Raw genomic sequence first — 19,679 nt, 5'->3', positions numbered from 1 at the left:
TTAAGATGCCTGAAAAGCCATTACAGGTTACAAGTTCCAGGTTGCAAGGTCTAAAAAAGCTTGTTTGCCCTGAAACTTGCAACCTGTAACTAGCATCTTATCATCGCACAAAATCAACATACATATATCTAAAGTTAATCACCATTTCTTTGAACTGGCCCATTATATCCTGGCCAAAATTGCCATAGTATAATTTGTCTTTGGGGGTGGTGCTGCTGGTTTTAACAGCCACATCTTTTAACAGGGCCGATTTTCCGGCAACGGTGATGGGAATTTGTGATACCCGGAACGCTTTTGATTTGGCAACTCCGCCGGCGCCGCCAATCTGCATTTCAAACGAATAACCGGCCGTATCAACCAACGTTTTATAATCATGGTAAAATGGTTCATTCAGAAAAGTGAATTGCGCGCCCGTATCGAATGTAAACGCCAGGGTATCGGTATTATAACCAACCGAAATCACCGGCAGCAATTCATCAATGCCAAAATTGCGGATGTTGCGGTCAACAGCTACCTGTGGCACGGTGAGATTATTTTTATCGATGCGTATTTCCTGTAATTGTTCAATGATCGGGAACCCCAGAATACCTTTAATAGTATACATGCCGCGCGCAAAGGAAAGTGAACTGTCGGGAAAGATCATGAACACCACATTCTTCACAACAATATCACCCATTTTTAATTCATCGGCAATCCCCAGGCTGGCGTTCACCTGCAAACCTGTAATGGCCCTTACTTTAAACTTTACATTCAATTTACGCAGGTAGGCTTTACGGGCATAGGATTCCGTTATTACAGAAAAATTAGCGCCGGTATCAAATACAAAATAAAATGAACTGTCCACAAAACTTACCGGAACGGTGATTAACCCGGCCAGGTCGCGCCGGTAGGCAATCTGGCTTTCACTGGAAATGCTGGTTGTTTGCGGGGGTACCTCCTGCAGGCCTTTCCAGATAAGATCAGAATTGCGGACGTCTTCGCGTTCCTGGGGCGACAATGCCCCCCGGTATTTACGTAATAAAAGCTGGGTGGTAACATGGGCATCGCGGTACTGGAACAGCTTTACGTGGTTATCGATCTTTTTCATCAGCAAATTGCCGATCTGGATGGTCGTAAGCTGGTTTTTATGAACTGCCAGCAGCTCGGCAATATCATTATTGGAGGTGGTGAGATCGTGAAAAAAGTTATCTAAAAAGGCCTGGTAATACAATCGTTTATAGGTTGGCAGCTCCTTGTAGGCATCGCTTTGCAACCGGCGTTGCAGTTCAAAAAAATGCCGGTGAACCAACAGGCTATCCAGCGGGTTGCGATCGGCAGCCTGCAACACAAATCCCGTAAAAAAGCAAATAAAGAATATAATTATGCGCATGGACTCAAAATTAAGCTACCTTATCTTTGTTCCCTTATGAAAAAAAGCGAATTAATCAATGAACTGATCCAAACACGCAGGAGTGTGTTTACACAACAATTTGAAGCGGGAAAAGTTATTCCGGATGAGATCATTTGGCAAGCCCTTGAAAACGCCAACTGGGCACCCAACCATAAGTTTACCGAGCCCTGGCGGTTTACTGTTTTTACCGGTAACGGCTTACAAAAGCTGGCCGAACAACAGGCTGAGATCTATAAACAATACGCCGGCCCAAAGTTCAAACAAAACAAATATGAGCAAATGAAGGTAACGCCCCAGCAATGCTCACATGTGATTGCAATTGGCTGCAAACGGCATACAGATCAGCTGCCCGAAATTGAAGAAGTGGCGGCGGTGGCCTGCGCCGTACAGAATATTTACCTTACGATTTCAGCGTACGAGAATATTGGCGGTTACTGGAGCACCGGCGGCATCACTTTTATTGAAGAAGCAAAACCTTTATTTGGCTTGGGGCACGATGATGTGCTGATGGGTTTCTTTTACCTGGGTTATGTAAAAGTTCCATCTGTGGCGGGTAAACGAAAACCGGTGGAGGAGAAAGTGACCTGGGTTAATTAGCTAATGTGATAATTTGCTAATGTGATAATGAAATACAGCTTTGGGTGATAAGTCTGGGCCCGGGATTGTTGCAGGGCAGGATTTTGGCACCCGGTTTGGGGTAAAAAGGGGATTAATGGAAATCCTTGAAGCTTTTGCTGCTGCGATAACCCAGCCAGATAAAAATGACAGGAATAAATAGAATTAAAATCAGGGAAATTAATCCAAGCATACAAATCGTTTTTAATAGGACCTTAACCGGTTATTAAAACGGTAAAGTATCTAGTTTAGTATAAGTAGTTTCCCTAGTTTCCCTGATAGGGTATAAAATTGAACTAAACCCGGTTTAATTGATCCGGATCATTCATTTTCACATTTCCACAGTTCAAAGTTGAAAGTTCAAGATTCAATGTTTTAAGTTTCGGGTTCCAGGTTCTATCTTCAAACTTTCCAACCCATACAGCCGGCTACTCCAGGCATACTACAAGTAACCATAATTAACATTATGTTAAATAGAATATTTAAGAAAACCACCCCCCGGCTAGCCTTTTCTTCCCTGCGTCCAGTAGATTCCAATCATCGTGAGCAACACGCCAAGGCCCAGCGACAGGCTTGTAATTGCGCATAATTTGCCCACCAGGAGAAATTGAAAATAAAAAGCAAGCACGGAAGCAAACAGTAAAACCGGGATCCCCTTCCAGGCGGCCGGCAGCAAAATGTCCATCAGTTTTATCAGTGGTTTGGTACCCGGTTTTTCCTCGTTAAGCATTCCAGGCGTACCCATTACGCTGATAAACATTAAAACATATCCAATCAAATTAAAGGAAATATAAAACAGGATATTGGCCTTGAATAAATGCATGTAGTAAGGTATTACGGGTTACAAATGCGGTTGGACTGATTGGTGCATCCAGCGCCTGCAGAGAATGAGATTAATAAGCGTGAAAATATCACATAAACATTGTTTTTGCAAGCGACGTGGGTTATGCAATTACCAAACCCAACCGGGGTATGCGATTTGCGAAACATATAGTGGGAAATCATAGATTATGAAACACGAAAAGATGGACATATGCCAACAAAAAAAGCAATAAAACGTGCCAGGCGCGATAAACAGCAAGGTAAATCGGCCAGTACCCAGGCTGGTGAGTTTGTTCGAGATGAAATTGACAAAATCCGCAAAGGCGAACATGGCGTTCGTAATACCAAACAAGCCATTGCTATTGGTTTATCTGAAGCCCGCCGTGCCGGGGTTAAATTAAACCCGCCCAAAGCTGGTACCACTTCTGAAAAAACACGTAAACAGGCTGAGCGCGAATTGAAACAAGGCGCAGCACATAAACCTGTTTCAGCCAAAAGGTCCCGGGCCCGGGTAAAAGCATTAAAAAGGGAAGGCACTGGCGCCGTTTCGCATGAGGCACTCTCCCGCCAGGCGCATACTGCAGCCGGCCGGCGTTCGGCCACCAATCGTTCAGCCGCTGCAAAGAAAGCCGCCCTAACAAAAGGCCCGCGTAAACGGTCACAGGCAGCTAAAAAAGCCGCGCGTACCCGTGCCCGCACCGGTCGTTAAAATAAAAAAACGCAGCTTGGAAAAGCTGCGTCAATTGATTGAAAAATTAAACCCTTAAACCCATGCGCACGATTGTTCAGCGCATGCGTAAAGGTAACAGGCAACCATCATTTGCTGAATAGTAATCAATTAAAAGCAAATTAAAATACCTGCTCCCCATTTACCTCAGGCGAGTGCAATCGATTGTTCTGAGATTTGAACAAATAAAAAACCCTCCCGATGCATCGGGAGGGTTTCCAGTATTTCGTTTACACTTATTAGTGCTTTCTATCAATGTTGTTATACTTGTCAGTATACTTTGTTACGTTCTCCTGAACTTTCTTGATATCAGCATCGATCGATTTAACACCAGCAACATCTTTTTTGGCTTCTGCCTGGCGTTTCTTTTGCTCCAGCTGATTTACTTTTTCTTCGTTGATGATGATCAGCAGGTCAAGTGCATTCTTCAGGTTGTCTTTATCTTCCATTTTCAACTTACCCTGAGCATCGAGCACTTCATCAACTTTTGATAAGTAAGGTACAGCCTGCTCAAACTTCTTGGCGGTTTCTACACGCAGATCTTCTTTTTTCTTCAGCTGATCGGGTGTTAATTTAACCGCACCTGCAGGACGAATGTTCTTGTTCTCGTTGTTGATCTCAACACCCTGGTTATAGTAGATCTGTCCTAATACCATGTTGGCATTGGCAAAATCAGGTTTCTTTTCCAGGGTTTTGGTCATAACGTCAACAGCTCTGTCGATCAGCTCTTTTGAATTGGCAGGACGTTTGCTGGCATCCGGATCGTAACCTGTTTGGTATAATTCCACACCATAGTTAAACAGGAAAAGATAGTTATCAGGATTCTCTTTTATTACCTGCTCGTATTTTTTGAACAGTTCATCTTTGGTTCCTTTCTCCCGGGCCAGGTCTAATTCAAAACCAGTCCAGAAAGGATCGCTGGGATATACTTCTTTACCCAGTGCAGCGAATTTAGCGGCGTTGGCAGCATCATCTTTTCTGCGATAATAGTCAGCCAGCCATTTGTAAATTTCTACAAAGCCCTCGCCTTTTGCTTTTGCTTCGGCCAGTTTTCCATAGAAAATAGCTGCGTCATCGGGTTTCTGCGCCTTTTCAGCGGAGATACCAGCATACAAAGTAGTGGTAGTATCAAGCTTAATGGGAACGATATTTTTGGCCGACAGCAGGTCAAATACTTCCAGCGACTTTTTGAAGTTTAAAAACGCATCGTTGTAATTGTTAGCGTTATAAAAAGAAGCCGCATCTTTTGAATAACCGGTATACAGGTCAATCAGCGGTGCATTGTTATCCAGGGTTAACTGAATATTTCTTTTAGCCGCGTCTTTTTCCTTTGACTCCAGGTCCAGATAGGTTTTCAAAGACTCCAGTGCGGTTCCGCGTGCATCCGGCACTGATCCTTTCAATGATGAATCAGCAGCAATAGCACCATAGATCTTGGCTTTTGTATACCATGCGTCTGCCAGGGTTTTATTTTTCTCAACGGTCATTACATTGTCAATCTCGGTCTTAGCATCCGTGAGTTTCTTTTTGGATAGCAGGTCTTTAGCCTTTTCGAGTTTCTGGGCCTGTGACAAAAACCCAACTACAGCGAGCAATGCTGTCAGCAACAATTTTTTCATCTGAAAATATTTATTGTTTTTTAGCCAATGAGCTTATATAATTGAAAGCAAATCTAACCTATTCGTTAACCGGCTCATCTGATCCTGGTTCCTCTCCTTCGTTTGAAGCATCAGCGGCATCATTATTTTCCTCAGATGCAATCTCATTGCCATCGGTTGCCTCCCCTGTTGTATTCGCATCGGCCTGTGCTTCTATCTCGCCGTTCTCACCATTCTCTTCTTCTTCATTATCATCCAGTTTGGTAATGGCGGCTATTTCATCACCGTCGTCGAGGCGAATTAATTTAACACCTTGTGTGTTACGGCCCAGTTCGCTGATGCCATCTGCCGGCATACGAATGGTCATACCGCTTTTACAGGTGATCATCAGGTCTTCTTTAGCCGCCACATCCAGCATACCTACCAGTGAACCGGTCTTCTCGGTTACGTTCAGGGTTTTCACCCCTTTTCCGCCCCGGTTGGTAATGGGATAATCCTCTAATGCGGTTCTCTTTCCATAACCTTTTTCGCTCACTACCAACACGCTACGAGAGTTATCTTCCTTGCTGACACATATCATGCCAATAACTGCATCATTATCATCATCTACATCAATTCCCGATACGCCAATGGCGCCACGGCCGGTAGCACGTACCTTTTCTTCGGCGAACCGGATGGCCCGGCCGCTTTTCACCGCCATCATGATCTCGCTGTTACCGTTGGTTAATTTGGCAACCAGCAACTCATCACCTTCCACAATAGTAATGGCATTTACGCCGGTTGTACGTGGACGGCTGAAGTCTTCCAGCGCGGTTTTCTTAATAATACCTTTCTTGGTAGCCAGTACTATGTTGTGCGATTTTACAAACTCCTCGTTTTCGAGGTCCTGGATATCGATGATCGCTCTGATCTTGTCATCTGGCGGTAACTGAATCAGGTTCTGAATGGCGCGGCCTTTACTGGTTTTATCACCTTCGGGAATCTCATAAACATTCAACCAGTAGCAACGTCCTTTTTCAGTAAAGAACAGCATGGTGTGGTGTGAAGAAGCCACAAACAGGTGCTCGATAAAATCTTCTTCGCGGGCTTTACTGCCTTTTGCACCACGGCCACCACGGCGCTGGGCGCGGAATTCTGTAGCAGAAGTACGTTTGATATAACCGAGGTGAGAAATGGTGATCACCACATCTTCTTCCTTGATCAGATCTTTAATGCGTACTTCGTTATCGAGATAAGTGATCTCGGTTTTGCGGACATCGCCGAACTTTTCTTTTACTTCGGCGAGCTCTGTTTTTATAATATCGTACCGCATACCTTCATTACCCAGGATTTCACGCAGGTGACCGATAAGGCGTTGCAGTTCTTCAAACTCTTCGCGGATCTTATCACGTTCCATGCCGGTTAACCGTTGTAAACGCAGATCGAGGATGGCGCGGGCCTGTATTTCATCAAGTCCCCAGCCGGCGTTGATCAGGCTTTCGCGGGCGATTTCCGGAGTGGCCGATGCACGGATCATGGCAATCACTTCGTCGAGGTGATCCAGCGCTATCAGGTAACCCTGTAAAATGTGGGCCTTCTTCTCAGCTTCGCGTAATTCAAACTGTGTACGGCGAACTACCACTTCATGGCGGAACTCCACAAACTCACTGATCATGTCTTTTACGTTCAGTGTTTTGGGACGGCCTTTTGACAGGGCCACGTTGTTGATACCGTATGAAGTTTGCAGCTCGGTGAATTTGTACAGCTGGTTGATCACCACGTTGGCGATCGCATCGCGTTTCAAATCGATTACGATACGGGTACCTTCCTTGGCGTTCGATTCATTGTTTATGTGAGCAATGCCTTCGATCACTTTTTCATTTACCAGCTGACCGATCTTATCGCACAGCGCATCGCGGTTTACCTGGTAAGGCACTTCGGTTACAATGATGGTTTCGCGACCGCTGGGTTTGGTATCCACGGTGAGTTTACCACGCAGCACCACTCTGCCTCTTCCAAAGTGCATACCGGCCCTTACCCCTTCCATACCGTAAATGATACCACCGGTGGGGAAGTCAGGTGCTTTGATATGCAGCATCATCTCGTCAATGGTGATGTCGCGGTTATCGATATAGGCTATACAGCCATCAATTACTTCGCTGAGGTTGTGCGGCATCATGTTGGTAGCCATACCAACCGCAATACCGCTTGAACCATTTACCAGCAGGTTGGGGATTCTTGCAGGCAAAATGGTGGGCTCTTTTTCTGAGTCGTCGAAGTTAGGTTGAAAGTCAACGGTATCTTTATCGATATCCATCAACATGAATTCAGCCAACCGGTCGAGCCTGGCTTCTGTATAACGCATAGCGGCGGGGCCGTCGCCATCCTGGTTACCGTAGTTACCCTGGCCGTCAACAAGGGTATACCGCATGCTCCACTCCTGCGCCATACGCACCATGGCGTCGTACACAGATGAATCACCATGCGGGTGATATTTACCCAACACCTCTCCTACAACACGCGCCGATTTTTTATACGCTCTGTTGTAGTTCAAACCCAGTTCATTCATGGCGTACAAAATGCGCCGGTGAACCGGTTTCAAGCCATCGCGTACATCGGGCAAGGCACGGCTTACGATTACCGACATCGAGTAATCGATGTACGCCGTTTTCATTTGCTCTTCGATATTTACGGGAATAATACGATTCTCATCGTTTGTTTCCTCGGGGGTGAAGTTCTCTTCCATACTTGTATTACAGAAATGATTTACATCCGTTTATTGATAAGTTGGATGGGGGGCAAAAATACCCTATTTAGGCGTGAAAACCCGTGAATTGGAAGGGTTTTTTAGCCCTTAATTTTATGCACAAATGTTAAAAAAGGCAGAAGAAAGTTACCGGTTACAAGGTTCCGGTTACCGGGAAAAACCTTAGACATGAAGAAAGCAGTTTCAGGTTGCAGGTTACAAGTTACAGGAAAATGCCAACCTGAAACCTGGAACCTGAAACCTGGTAACTGGCAACCGGGAACAAGGCCGGTTGTAACCAGAATGCAGAAATTAATTAAGAGGTAACTCAATAATGAAGCTACTCCCCCGCCCTTCGATGCTTTGAACTTTTATGGAACCACCGGCTTTGTCTACAAATTCCCTGATGAGTATCAGTCCCAACCCGCTCCCCGACTCGTTTTGCGTGCCACGGCGGCTGTATTTATCCTTGTTCAGGAACAGCCGTTCAACCATCCGGGCAGGCATCCCAATGCCGGTATCTGCCACCCGGATTATCACCTTCTTTTCGAAGTTAAATCCATCCACGGTAATGCGGCCTTCTTCGGTAAACTTGTTGGCATTGGTTACCAGGTTCCGCAGCATGAAACGAACGATATGCTCATCCATATAGAGGCGAACCGAGTCGCTGGTTTCGTTCACCAGCCGGTTGTTTTTTAGACTGGCCTGTACAGTAAGTTCGGTAAATACACCGTCTACCAGTTCTTTCAATGACAGCAGGTTTGAAGCCAGGCTCGGGGATTGTACCTGGATCTTCCCCCACTCTACCAGGTTTTCGAGCAGGGCCATGGTGCAGTGCAATTGAGCGGTGCTTACATTCAAAAAATTATTAACCCGATCGGGGTCTATCATCCTGTTCCGGTATAACTGAAAGAGGCTGACTATGGACGATAGCGGACTTCTTACATCATGGGCAATGATGGAAATAATGCGGCGTTGCGCCTCGGTAATACGTTCCAGCTCCTGGTTCTTTTGCCACAATTCATGCTCCAGTCTTAAGTTTTCATTAACAGGTATACCAGCTTTCATTATGCGTTTTAAGTCTAAAAATGGCAAGCCGGTGCCGCAAATGCAATCGATACACAACCCATTTTAACTTCATTACACAAAGGTTTTAACAGGGATACTGGTTACTACTTAGGGTATCCGGGTAATGCTATGGTGATGGTGGAAAACTACTTGCATTTTTAACGTCTCTTTTGATAACTTTTCTATTTGAGTATTTGGTACAATTAATGCCAAGTTCTAACTTGCATGTAAGCTTAATTCACCCTCCCGGTATCCTAATTAAAACTTCCGTTTAACCATCTGAGCCCGCAACCTGCTGATTGTACTTTCAGTTTATGAAGTAGCTGACTACAGCTACCTGCTTGCAATATATTTTACTGAGTTTTTATAGATATGAACCAATACCTACTATTACGCGATAATAAGCAAACTGGCCCTTACACAGCCCAAGAGCTGGCGGCCAAAGGTTTGAAACCTTATGACCTGGTATGGTTAGAAGGTAAAAGTGCCGCCTGGCGTTATCCCGGCGAACTGGATGAACTCAAAGCCTTTGCTCCCGGGGTTGAAGAACAGCCATACGACCGTTTTTATAAAAAAACGGGGGAAGAAACCACCCGGCAACAAGCCGTTGCCGAAACCAATACCGTGCAGGAAAGCCAGCCGGTAAACAAACAGGTGGAACTGACTTCCAAACATATTTACGTTACCATGCCAGTGGGCAAGGCTCAAACGGCTACCACCCCGGTTGCCAAAAAAGAAGAGAAAGCCGTTTCCCAACAAAACGACAAGAACGTCAATTCAGCCAATAACACCCAAAAGAAAGCCGCTTCCACCTACCTCATTTCTGAGGAAGACGATGAAATGAACAGCGCCCTGCTGAAAGGCCACAACAGCCGGAAACTGGAAGATGACGAGATTAACAATGGGTTCATATCAGAATACGAATCGAGGAAGGCAGCCTGGTCAAAAAACACATCGGGCGGTTCAACCATAAAAGAGAAAGAGAAACCTGTTGAGAAGGTGGCAGCCCTGCCTCAAAAGGAAACCTGGGCATCGCCCAAAAAAGAGCCCTTCGACCTGAAGGCCCTGTTGGCCGGTTCAGGCCAATACCTGCAAAATAATAAAAATTTAACCCGGGTACTGGTTGCCGCCGTTCTTATCCTGGGCGGGGTAGTCATTGGACTGGTTATAAATTCGGGCCATAAACAACCCGATACCCAGGCATTGGAAAGCCTGGTAAAAGAGATCAGGGATAAACAGAACGAAAAAGCCAGCACTACGGCGCCGCCACCCACTACCGAAGTGGCTCAAAAAACCACAACGCCCCGGCGGTCATCAGAACGCTCTTATTATAATGAAACTGACAACCTGAATACAGATCCGGCGCCTCCGGCCAACTCTACTCCCAATAATAACCCCGCCAACCAGGCAGGTTCACGCCATGCGGTTATTAAAAAGGAGAACAGCGTTGTAATACCGCCTCCGGGTCAAACCAAATCTATAGCAGTTCCCATTTCCAATACCAACAGCCAACCGGTTGAAACTTCACCGGCTGTTATGGAACCCCGGGAAAAACCTATTGATAAAGAGGTGATTGAAAAAGCGCGAAAGAACATATATGAACAGGTGCATGTTGAAGCAAGCGCCTTCAAGGTAGGTTTACTGGGTGGCATCAGTGACCTGGATATAACTGTGCAGAACACCAGCTCATATGCACTTGACCAGGTTGCTGTAGAGATCAAGTATTTTGGTCCGGAAAAGAAACTGGTAAAATCGCAAACACTACTCTTTAATAATGTCCCTGCCGGTAAAAGAAGAACACTGGAAGCGCCTAGTACAAGACGTGGCATAACCATTGACTACACCATTACCAGCATCAACTCAAAAACATTGGGGTTGGCGCAATCAGGCTTCTGAGGCGGATTCTACAGTTCTGATTTCGTTTTCCACATTTATCGCGTCTGGCATAGTTTTTAGACCTTACATAAATGCTGGCACAGTTTTTTTAAAAGTTAGGTGCTCTCTTTTTAAATAAGAATTGTTTCACCTAACGACTTTAAAAACCTTTTTGCTTTATGGATAAAACTGTTGCCACCTTTATAGGTGTAGTGTGTGTGGTTGTTGGTTTACACGCCTCCCGCGCCATGCACCAAACAAATATAACAGGTAAGGTGTCGTCAGAGCGGGATTCGGTTTGGGTGTTTGCGGTGAACGGAAAAGATTCTTTAAAAACAATGGTGAGCAATGGCAAGTTCCGGTTTAAAGTAAAACCGGGCGCGTGGCGGGTGACAGTTACAAAGAAACATCCGATAGATGAGGGAGGACAAACAGTAGAAGTTTCAGAAGGACGCACACTTGATATGGGCACGATCATTCTGAATTAAAAATATTAAATAAGGGACGGTTCAAAACCAAGAGCTCCCCGATTCATCGGGGGGCTTTTTTTATTGCCTCCCCCGCTCCGCCAACTGGCAGAAGGGGGAGTATTGAGCAGATTGCGTAAACTCCAAAGTTTTTCTTTCACGATTGCCGATTGCCGATTCACGACTACCTTCTACCTTTTAATTATCTTGCATATACATTAGCTTTTCATGAAATCCATTCTAGTGTTTGGCTCAGGTAACGCTGCTGCTTCATTGATCGAATACCTGATGAAGGAAGCTGCTTTCAACAACTGGCATATCACTGTTGCTGAAATTGCGCCTGTAACAACACCGGTTATTTCTAACCCTCCTTCACACCTGCAAACAGCCATTGTTCTTATTGACAATGATAGGGAACGTCAGCAACTGATTGCCGCAACCGACCTGGTGATCTCTTTATTACCAGCCCACCTGCATACTTTCATTATTGCCGATTGCTTACGGTTCAACAAACATTTTTTATCACCGGCCTGTATTGATGATACCCTGGCCGGCATGCATGCCGCCATTAAACAACAAAACCTGTTGTTCCTTTGCGAAATGGGCCTTGATCCCGGCATCGATCATATGGCAGCCATGCACCATATTCACCGCATTAAAGCCAATGGCGGCGTTATCACGTCCTTTACTTCTTATTGCGGCGGATTAATATCGCCTGAAAGTGACGACAATCCATGGCATTATAAAATGACCGGCACGCATGACAATGTTGTGCTGGCCGGTATAAACGGCGCTGTTTTTAAAGAAAACGGGGCTGTGCAGGAATTGCCATACGGGCAGTTGTTCGACCCCAACCGGCTTATCCACGTCCCCGGACTGGGTTACCTGGCCTGGTACCCTAACCGCGATTCGCTGCGGTATATGCCCTTGTACGGGTTGCCCGATGCCCATACTTTTATCCGCACCACGCTGCGTTATCCCGAGTTTTGTTTTGGCTGGAAGAATATAGTAGAATTAAAACTGACAGACGCCACCAGGCAGTATCACACAGACGGACTTACCCTGCAACAATTTTTTCATGAACATTTCGCCAACCATGGCTTTGGCGAATGGATTGAAAAGCAACTGACGGCACGTTTTGCGCAAAGCAAACAATTGCTTGAAAAACTGCATCAGCTGCTGGAAGCCGAACAGGAAGCCAATGAAGAGGAGCGTAACGCCCTGCAGGATTTTATGATGATCGATAACAAAGGAGAGCTGATGGATGTAAACCTGGATGCTATCAAGTCGCAGGCGGCGGCTACCGTGGCCTTACAAATGCACGAAGCCAACCTGTCGATGAAACAGCTTTTCTTTTTAGGCATGGAAGATGACCAGACCATTATAAATAAAGGCATTTGCAGTGCTGCCGAAGTATTGCAGTTTGCAATGGAACAAAAACTGTTGTTGCAACCAGCCGATAAAGACCTGGCGGTGCTGCAACATGAAATTGGTTATGAACTCGACGGAGAAAAACACCTGGCCACCAGCAGCCTTGCAGTAAAAGGCGACAATCACCTGAACACTGCCATGGCCAAAACCACAGGGTTACCATTAGGCATCGCCGCCAAACAAATATTCCTGGGCAACATCCGGGAAACCGGGTTGCACATTCCTGTTATGTCATCCGTATATGTACCCGTTTTACAGGAGCTGGCTAAAAATGGGATCCGGTTTGAAGAAAAAGATGAGACTATACAATAGGCACCAATGAAAAATCGCCCATCAGGATCTGCTGAACTTCCTGCACCGGCATATTAAACCAGTTTTGCAGCACCGAAGCGTATAACGATCTGAAGTCATGCTGCATGGGCACATTATCATTTACTGTCACTTTATCGGGGATCACGGGATTTGAACCGATAATACCCGGTTTGATGGCGCTGCCGAAATAAAATACGGGCGCTGCGGCGCCATGATCGGTACCGCCACTGGCATTGCTTTTTATTCTTCGGCCAAATTCAGAAAAGGTCATGCCCATTACCCGATTCTCGATCTGCAGGTATTTGAGATCGCTCATAAAGGCGCCAATGGCTTCCGACACCCGTTGTAACAGTTTGGCGTGGTTGCCGGTAGTGGTATCGGTTTCGGTTTGTTTGGCATGGGTATCAAAACTACCGGTGCTTACCATATACACTTTTGTTTTTAATCCACCGGCTATAAGGCGGCTGACGATCTTTAACTGATCGGCCAGGGGATTTTTGCCTGCAGCCGGCCAGTCGGGCGATTGGGTGGGCACCTTTTGCGCCGCTGTTTTGATCACCGTTGCATACTGATCGGTCTTCTGGCTCATGAGCTCGATGTAATCCAGTTGCTCGCCCCAGCGCGAATTAGCGTTTACATTCACTTTTCCTTCTACCAGTTTATAAAAACCTGCCGGGTTACTAATGGCCATCCCCATAGTGAACAACGGGCCCTGCAGTGCTGTAGACACTACCGCTCCTACCTGAATGGCCAGTGGATCGGGCATGGCTGTATTGGGAAAATTATCGGGAAACTGAGGGTATACATCATTCAGGAAACGCCCGGCCCAGCCAGACGAAACCACTTTATCACTGTCGGAACCGGTCATCCAGATGTCGGTTGCCCTGAAATGTGAGAAGTTGGGTTTGGGATAACTTACCGCCTGCACCACGCCCAGTTTGCCATCATTGAACAACTGCTGCATATTGGCCAGTGCAGGGTTAAAGGCCGTGGTGTCAAAGCCATTCAGCCGTAAAACTTTATCCTGCGGAAGAAAGATATTCGGCCGCGCGGCGGTATAGTTGCTGTATTGATCGAAGGGGATCACGGTATTGATGCCATCATTACCACCAGCCAGTTGTATAAGCACCAGCACGCGATCGTCGTTCAAACTGGCATGGCTTGCATGCATAAAGGGCGTACCTGCGAGCGCCTTCAACGAAACTCCCTGTAAAAACGAAGGCAATACAACGCCGGCAATAGTATCACGTAAGAATTTTCTGCGTTTCATAGTAATAGGTTTTACATTAACTGGTACTGGGGTAAGCTCATCATATATTTCAACAGGTTCTTCAACTTGTTGGTCACGTTCTTTGTGTTGGCGGAATCATCGGGTTTATCCTGCAGTTTTTGCCAGGCATCCGTCCAGTAGTGATCGCTGGCCATGCCTTGCAAGCCCTGCAGCAGGATCCCGGTTTTCATATACTGTTTTTCCTCTGCAGGCAGTTCAACAGCATATAACAACGCTGCCAGTTCATCGATGAGGTTATTGGGATCACCGGGCGCCGATAATTGTTTTGCAAACACCACCGGATCGATAAGTATCTTTTTACCATTACGCACAAAGCCATTGTTCACCATACGATCGGTAAAGGCGGTGCGTTTGGGCAGGGTATCTGAACTGATCCATGATTTATCATACATGGGTTCCTGGTAATAAGCAGGCCAGCCGGCTACATTGGGCGGGTCGCCAATATTCTGTTGCATTTGCGAAGCCGTTTGCTGGATATTGAGCCAGAAACCATACTGATCTACATAACTGTCTTCTGCCGGAAAGGGAATGCTGTATTCACGGCACAACCCAACCGCAAAATCAACCGGGCTTTTAATAATTCCGCCGCGATTTCCCATGTCGAAAAAGTGCCGGCTGATGAATAATTTTTCCAGCACCGGTTTTATTTCATAATTGTTCTGGCGAAAAGTGTGGGCGAGTGGTTCTATGATGGTTTTCTCTGTAGCGTCATCTATCTGATGATACACAAAGAACCGGTACAACTTGCGGCAAATAAAACGGGCTGCTTCGGGTTGTTGAAAAATAAGGTCAAGCAAATCATCCAGCTCCATCTCCCCTTCTTTTCCCTTGCGGCCTTTTATCACCTGGTTATTATAAAATGCAGAGAATTGTTTATCGGTTTCGTCGTGGCGACCGGCATCGAACAGGCCATGCACATCGGGCAACGATTTATTTTCGATGCGGAAACCGGTCAATACCCGGGCGGCAGCTTTTACATCTGCTTCGGTATAATGTGAGCCTGGCCCCTTGCCTACTGTAAATAACTCCTGCAACTCGCGGCCATAATTTTCATCGGGGGCTTTTTTAGTGTTGGCATTTCCGTTCAGGTATTTCAACATGGCTGCGTCTACTGTAATTGCCCGTACCATGGTTTTAAAATTACCCAGTGCATATTGCCGCAGCACCACATTGTGCTTGTAGATCATGGTAGGATTATCGACCGAATTGGTTTCTGTAGCAAAATGATTGTGCCAGAACAGCACCATTTTTTCGCGCAGGGTGCGTTGCTGGTTCAGCATGCAACCCGTCCACCAGGCTTTAAGAGAGTTTCTTCTGCGGCCGCCGTTCATGCCGCTGTATTTGGCAGCGGTTATCCAGGTAACTCCCGGCTGAATTTCTTCATCAGTATATTTATCGTCGTTATAGTTATTGACGGGAGGCGCCGGAATGGGCTCTTCCGTATTCAGCAGTTGCCGGATAGTATGCCGGAGCGATCTGGAGGCAAAATAGTCGATGTCTTCTTTTTTAGCGCCAAACATCGTGCGCTTTAGCAAGTGCGTTACTTCGGGCCGTCCCCATTTGCCCTTATACTTTTTCAAGGATGATGTTACGGATGGTACTACCATTGCAAATGAATTTTGTTACACATCTATTAAATCTAAGCAAATCAACTACCAGTTCTTACAAAAATATGTGAACGAAATGTTATGCGCAATGGGCCCCGAACTACTTCCCCCGGGGGGAAGTAGTTCGGGGCGTTTTTTTGCAGGGGACTATTAACTTTTTAACAACTCCATCAAATCCTGAATACCCTGGGTAGCCGGTTTTTCAATGTTGGTGACATTGTAAACCGAATTGGTACTAGGGATCACCTTGTCAATTACATACTTGGGTATTTCCATGGGTGCATAATTAACCAGGCCCGCGGCCGGGTATACCACCAGGGATGTGCCAATTACCACAAAAATATCGGCGCTGAGCACTACCGGAACGGCCTGCTGTATCAGTGGCACCGGTTCCTCAAACCAAACAATATGCGGGCGCAGCTGGGCGCCGTCTCCGGCTTTGTCGCCCAGGTTAATGTCGCCACGAATATCATACACCAGCGACTCATCATGTTCACTACGCATCTTGAAGATCTCACCATGCAGGTGCAGGACCTTTTTTGAGCCTGCACGTTCATGCAGGTCATCGATATTCTGGGTAATAATGGTCACATCAAAATCGTCCTGCAATTTTGCAAGACCTAAATGCGCGGCATTCGGTTGCGCATCGAGCACATTTTTTCTTCGCTGGTTGTAAAACTCCAGCACCAGGGCCGGGTCTTTTTTCCAGGCGCGCGGGGTAGCCACATCTGTCACGTTATATCCCTCCCATAATCCGTCACTATCACGAAATGTTTTCAATCCGCTTTCGGCGCTTATACCTGCGCCGCTTAATACTACCAACTTCTTTTTGCTCATAGCTCAAATATATGAAAAACAGCTGTAAGCCTAAAGCTATAAGCTCAAAGCAATACACGCCTGCGCGGCAATCAAGGCGCTGTTTTCGGTGTTGGGGCTGGTCTTGTTTTTCTCCATTTTCTGAATCCCCATATCAGCCCGGCAGCCAGTAACCACAATGGCCATAGGGTAAGCAGCACTACCAGCAACTCGCCCAGCCAGTCCATTCCATTACCCAGGGCGTTTAGTATCCTTGTACCGAAACCCGGGGCTTTATTATCTGCTGCTGAAGGATTCAGAATTTCATAAAAAGTTAACTGAACGGTACTATAGGCCGCGGCATGGGTAAGATAACCTACCCGGCCGGCGCCGGCTTCAATTTCTTCCTGGATGTTGTCTATTTCCTGCTGTACTTTCAGGATGTCTTCCATGTTTTTGGCCTGCTTCAACAAGTCGAGGTAGCGTAACCTGATCTGACGTTTGGCTTCGGTTCTCGCCCGTGTATCTATGACTTCGCCGGTAACATCCTGCGAGGTCACTTTTTGCGTAACTATGTTTTCGTCTTTGATGGATGTCAGGGATTTTACCAGGTTGTCAAACTGGTCAACCGGTACCTTGATGGTAGTAATGTTCTCGATCTTGTATTCTGATTTGTTTTGTTCTTCCTGCGACACGTAGCCGCCACTGCGCTTTACCTGGTCATGCACAAAATCGCTGAATACCTTCTGGCTTTTTGCTTCAACCACCAGCGTTGCCTCCTTGATGATCTTTTTGTCCCAGTCGATATTTTGAGGAGGCGTTTGCTTTGGGCTGTTGGTTTCATCAATGGGCGCCGGTGCAGGTGCAGTAGTATCTACTGTCCCATATTTATAATCTGCCGCTGGCTCTTTGATTTTTTCGGTTGTTGTCAACGCAACATCCTTCAATTCCGTGTCTGCCGAGCCGTTTTTATCCTTACAGGCTGTTGCAGTCATTATAACTATCGATGCTATTATCAGCACCGGTTTGTAAGTGGAAAACATAAGTAAAAGGTTTTGGATTATTTTTTAGCTGTTAATGACCCGGCAGCCTTTACCAGGCCGATAAACTCCTGGCGGTAGCCATTTTCATCTTCACCCTTTGCGCCTTTGGCCAGATCAATCACCTGCTGGTAGCTGGCATTTTGTTTAAATTCAGAATTACGCAACAACATCCCAAAGGAAGCCACGGCAGCCGAGAACCGGAAGTTATCTGAAGTCTTGTCCAGTGCCAGGTGTGCATCCATAACCGGGTGCACGATCAGCTTACTTACATCGCCATCGGGCTTTTTATAGCGGAGTTTGATGGTCATAATTTCATCACCACCGGCAACAGCTGTCATAGTTTTAACCGGTTGATATTTCAGGTCATCCACCTTACCAATGAATTCGCTTTTTACGCCAACAGGAATTACCTCGTATAATGCAGTTACCGTATGGCCTGAACCCAACTCACCGGCATCCTTTTTATCATTATTAAAATCTTCCGCGGCCATTACCCGGTTTTCATAACCAATAAGGCGGTAAGCCTGCACTTTGGCTGGGTTAAATTCGATCTGGATCTTTACGTCTTTGGCAATCGTGAACAGGGTGCTGCCAAATTCAGTAACCAGCACTTTGCGGGCTTCGTTTATATTATCGATGTAGGAGTGATTGCCGTTCCCTTTATCGGCCAGCTGTTGCATTTTGTTGTCTTTATAGTTGCCCATGCCATACCCCAGCACACTGAGGAAAATGCCGCTTTGTCTTTCTTTTTCTATCATGCTCACCAATTCATCGTCACTGCTGGCGCCTACATTAAAATCACCATCAGTGGCCAGGATGATGCGGTTATTGCCGCCTTTGATGAAATTTTCGCGGGCCACTTTATAGGCCAGTTGAATCCCTGCACCACCTGCCGTGGAACCGCCGGCTTCCAGCTGATCGATGGCTTCTTTAATAGCGGTTTTGTTGGAACCACTGGTTGCAGGCAATACTAACCCCGCATTCCCGGCATATACCACAATGGCTACTTTATCATCGGGCCGCAACTGATCGGTCAGTAATTTAATGGATGATTTTACCAGGGGCAATTTATTGGGTTCATCCATTGAACCTGATACATCTATCAAAAACACAATGTTGGCATTGGGCAGGTTTTGCACCTGGATCTCCTGGCCCTGTAACCCGATATGCACCAGGCGGTGTTGCGGGCTCCAGGGACATTCAGACAACTCTGTATTTACGCTGAACGGAACATCACTTTGCGGTTGCGGATAGGAGTAGTCGAAGTAATTGATCATTTCTTCTATTCGCACAGCGCCCGCCGGGGGCATGCTGCCATTATTAATATAACGGCGTACATTACTGTATGCAGCCTCATCTACGTCTATAGAGAAGGTTGATAATGGGTTCTGCCTGGCCGTCAAAAATTTGTTCTCTACTATATGATCGTAATCTTCCGTATTAAATTCAGCGGGCTTTTCTACTTCATCTTTATCGTCTGCAATCCGGGGCTGGGGGGATTCGATGGTGGCAGGTGCCTGAGGAGCAGTGGTAGCGGCAGGCGGCGGGGGCACTAATTCATCTTCTGCCGGCTCAGGTCGTACTACAGACATATCTGCTTTTGACTCTGTATCGGCGCTTTTTCCGGATTGCGCTCCCCGTTCGTTACAGGCAATAAAGATCCACAGCAGCAATGCTGCCAGCATTTGTAATAAAAACTTCATGGCTGTTCGTTTTTAGGTGTGTGTGATTGTAAGATGCGGGAAATTGGAAATTACATAAACAAGTGAATAGAAATTAATCGTTTAAATACCGGTATTTTCTGATTAATACAGGGAGGGGTATGCAGGTAACCCAATAAAAAGTTAAAGAAAGGAAGAAGAAAATGTTACAGGTTACAAGTCCCAGGTTTCAGGGTAAAGACAAATGCTCTC

Annotated in this window: 15 protein-coding genes; 5 read left to right on the top strand and 10 right to left on the bottom strand. The window is 46.2% G+C overall.

Features of this window, described 5'->3' with window-relative positions:
* Nucleotides 1-100: 100 nt before the first annotated feature.
* Nucleotides 101-1,369 carry a retropepsin-like aspartic protease family protein gene (locus tag NIAKO_RS10185; RefSeq protein WP_014218336.1) on the bottom strand — a complete coding sequence of 423 codons (1,269 nt, stop codon included), beginning with the start codon at nucleotides 1,367-1,369 and terminating at the stop codon, nucleotides 101-103.
* Nucleotides 1,370-1,405: 36 nt separating this feature from the next.
* On the opposite strand from NIAKO_RS10185, the gene NIAKO_RS10180 reads away from it, so the two are divergent.
* Nucleotides 1,406-1,987: a nitroreductase family protein gene (locus NIAKO_RS10180; protein ID WP_014218335.1), complete on the top strand. Its 582-nt coding sequence runs from the start codon at nucleotides 1,406-1,408 to the stop codon at nucleotides 1,985-1,987.
* Nucleotides 1,988-2,507: 520 nt separating this feature from the next.
* Here the strand turns inward: NIAKO_RS10180 and NIAKO_RS10175 are convergent.
* A complete protein-coding gene (locus NIAKO_RS10175) occupies nucleotides 2,508-2,828 on the bottom strand; it encodes a hypothetical protein (RefSeq protein WP_014218333.1) in 321 nt (106 codons plus the stop codon).
* A 210-nt stretch (nucleotides 2,829-3,038) separates the two neighbouring features.
* Between NIAKO_RS10175 and NIAKO_RS10170 the strand changes: the two genes are divergently transcribed.
* Nucleotides 3,039-3,536, top strand: coding sequence for a DUF6496 domain-containing protein (locus tag NIAKO_RS10170; RefSeq protein WP_014218332.1), 498 nt, complete (start codon nucleotides 3,039-3,041; stop codon nucleotides 3,534-3,536).
* A gap of 257 nt (nucleotides 3,537-3,793) precedes the next feature.
* Here NIAKO_RS10170 and NIAKO_RS10165 read toward each other — a convergent pair whose 3' ends face one another.
* From NIAKO_RS10165 to NIAKO_RS10150, 3 genes are all read right to left on the bottom strand, one after another.
* A complete protein-coding gene (locus tag NIAKO_RS10165; RefSeq protein ID WP_014218331.1) occupies nucleotides 3,794-5,173 on the bottom strand; it encodes a hypothetical protein in 1,380 nt (459 codons plus the stop codon).
* Between the two features lie 58 nt (nucleotides 5,174-5,231).
* Entirely contained in the window at nucleotides 5,232-7,877 is a 2,646-nt protein-coding gene (gyrA, locus tag NIAKO_RS10160; RefSeq protein WP_014218330.1) for a DNA gyrase subunit A, read from the bottom strand.
* Nucleotides 7,878-8,189: 312 nt separating this feature from the next.
* Nucleotides 8,190-8,945 (bottom strand): sensor histidine kinase, encoded by a 756-nt coding sequence (locus NIAKO_RS10150; RefSeq protein WP_014218329.1) that lies wholly within the window; start codon nucleotides 8,943-8,945, stop codon nucleotides 8,190-8,192.
* A gap of 372 nt (nucleotides 8,946-9,317) precedes the next feature.
* Here NIAKO_RS10150 and NIAKO_RS10145 point away from each other — a divergent pair, with 372 nt between their 5' ends.
* The 3 genes from NIAKO_RS10145 to NIAKO_RS10135 all read left to right on the top strand — a co-directional run bounded on the left by NIAKO_RS10145 (nucleotide 9,318) and on the right by NIAKO_RS10135 (nucleotide 13,030).
* A complete protein-coding gene (locus NIAKO_RS10145) occupies nucleotides 9,318-10,841 on the top strand; it encodes a DUF4339 domain-containing protein (RefSeq protein WP_014218328.1) in 1,524 nt (507 codons plus the stop codon).
* Nucleotides 10,842-10,999: 158 nt separating this feature from the next.
* Nucleotides 11,000-11,308 (top strand): hypothetical protein, encoded by a 309-nt coding sequence (locus tag NIAKO_RS10140; RefSeq protein WP_014218327.1) that lies wholly within the window; start codon nucleotides 11,000-11,002, stop codon nucleotides 11,306-11,308.
* Between the two features lie 207 nt (nucleotides 11,309-11,515).
* Complete coding sequence (locus NIAKO_RS10135; RefSeq protein ID WP_014218326.1) at nucleotides 11,516-13,030, top strand: saccharopine dehydrogenase C-terminal domain-containing protein; 1,515 nt, start codon at nucleotides 11,516-11,518, stop codon at nucleotides 13,028-13,030.
* Here the strand turns inward: NIAKO_RS10135 and NIAKO_RS10130 are convergent.
* The 5 genes from NIAKO_RS10130 to NIAKO_RS10110 all read right to left on the bottom strand — a co-directional run bounded on the left by NIAKO_RS10130 (nucleotide 13,020) and on the right by NIAKO_RS10110 (nucleotide 19,469).
* Complete coding sequence (locus NIAKO_RS10130) at nucleotides 13,020-14,300, bottom strand: DUF1501 domain-containing protein (RefSeq protein ID WP_014218325.1); 1,281 nt, start codon at nucleotides 14,298-14,300, stop codon at nucleotides 13,020-13,022. The two genes, NIAKO_RS10135 and NIAKO_RS10130, sit on opposite strands and share 11 nt — an antisense overlap.
* Before the next feature lie 11 nt (nucleotides 14,301-14,311).
* Complete coding sequence (locus NIAKO_RS10125; RefSeq protein WP_041348378.1) at nucleotides 14,312-15,901, bottom strand: DUF1800 domain-containing protein; 1,590 nt, start codon at nucleotides 15,899-15,901, stop codon at nucleotides 14,312-14,314.
* Nucleotides 15,902-16,078: 177 nt separating this feature from the next.
* Nucleotides 16,079-16,765, bottom strand: a complete 687-nt coding sequence (locus NIAKO_RS10120) for an SIR2 family NAD-dependent protein deacylase (RefSeq protein ID WP_014218323.1) — start codon at nucleotides 16,763-16,765, stop codon at nucleotides 16,079-16,081.
* Between the two features lie 71 nt (nucleotides 16,766-16,836).
* On the bottom strand, nucleotides 16,837-17,766 hold the full coding sequence (locus NIAKO_RS10115; RefSeq protein ID WP_014218322.1) for a DUF4349 domain-containing protein: 930 nt from the start codon (nucleotides 17,764-17,766) through the stop codon (nucleotides 16,837-16,839).
* Nucleotides 17,767-17,783: 17 nt separating this feature from the next.
* The gene (locus NIAKO_RS10110; protein ID WP_014218321.1) at nucleotides 17,784-19,469 is read right to left on the bottom strand and encodes a vWA domain-containing protein; all 1,686 of its coding nucleotides are present in this window, start codon (nucleotides 19,467-19,469) and stop codon (nucleotides 17,784-17,786) included.
* Nucleotides 19,470-19,679 lie beyond the last annotated feature (210 nt).

Source organism: Niastella koreensis GR20-10, assembly GCF_000246855.1.
GTDB lineage: Bacteria > Bacteroidota > Bacteroidia > Chitinophagales > Chitinophagaceae > Niastella > Niastella koreensis.
This window is presented reverse-complemented; position numbering and strand designations above follow the sequence as displayed.

Bases quoted from the DNA above. Each gene is read 5' to 3' on its own strand.
- NIAKO_RS10145 (WP_014218328.1), top strand. From the start codon at position 9,318: ATGAACCAATACCTACTATTACGCGATAATAAGCAAACTGGCCCTTAC.
- NIAKO_RS10135 (WP_014218326.1), top strand. From the start codon at position 11,516: ATGAAATCCATTCTAGTGTTTGGCTCAGGTAACGCTGCTGCTTCATTG.
- NIAKO_RS10170 (WP_014218332.1), top strand. From the start codon at position 3,039: ATGCCAACAAAAAAAGCAATAAAACGTGCCAGGCGCGATAAACAGCAA.
- NIAKO_RS10180 (WP_014218335.1), top strand. From the start codon at position 1,406: ATGAAAAAAAGCGAATTAATCAATGAACTGATCCAAACACGCAGGAGT.
- NIAKO_RS10140 (WP_014218327.1), top strand. From the start codon at position 11,000: ATGGATAAAACTGTTGCCACCTTTATAGGTGTAGTGTGTGTGGTTGTT.
- gyrA (WP_014218330.1), bottom strand. From the start codon at position 7,877: ATGGAAGAGAACTTCACCCCCGAGGAAACAAACGATGAGAATCGTATT.
- NIAKO_RS10130 (WP_014218325.1), bottom strand. From the start codon at position 14,300: ATGAAACGCAGAAAATTCTTACGTGATACTATTGCCGGCGTTGTATTG.
- NIAKO_RS10165 (WP_014218331.1), bottom strand. From the start codon at position 5,173: ATGAAAAAATTGTTGCTGACAGCATTGCTCGCTGTAGTTGGGTTTTTG.
- NIAKO_RS10115 (WP_014218322.1), bottom strand. From the start codon at position 17,766: ATGTTTTCCACTTACAAACCGGTGCTGATAATAGCATCGATAGTTATA.
- NIAKO_RS10185 (WP_014218336.1), bottom strand. From the start codon at position 1,369: ATGCGCATAATTATATTCTTTATTTGCTTTTTTACGGGATTTGTGTTG.
- NIAKO_RS10175 (WP_014218333.1), bottom strand. From the start codon at position 2,828: ATGCATTTATTCAAGGCCAATATCCTGTTTTATATTTCCTTTAATTTG.
- NIAKO_RS10120 (WP_014218323.1), bottom strand. From the start codon at position 16,765: ATGAGCAAAAAGAAGTTGGTAGTATTAAGCGGCGCAGGTATAAGCGCC.
- NIAKO_RS10150 (WP_014218329.1), bottom strand. From the start codon at position 8,945: ATGAAAGCTGGTATACCTGTTAATGAAAACTTAAGACTGGAGCATGAA.
- NIAKO_RS10110 (WP_014218321.1), bottom strand. From the start codon at position 19,469: ATGAAGTTTTTATTACAAATGCTGGCAGCATTGCTGCTGTGGATCTTT.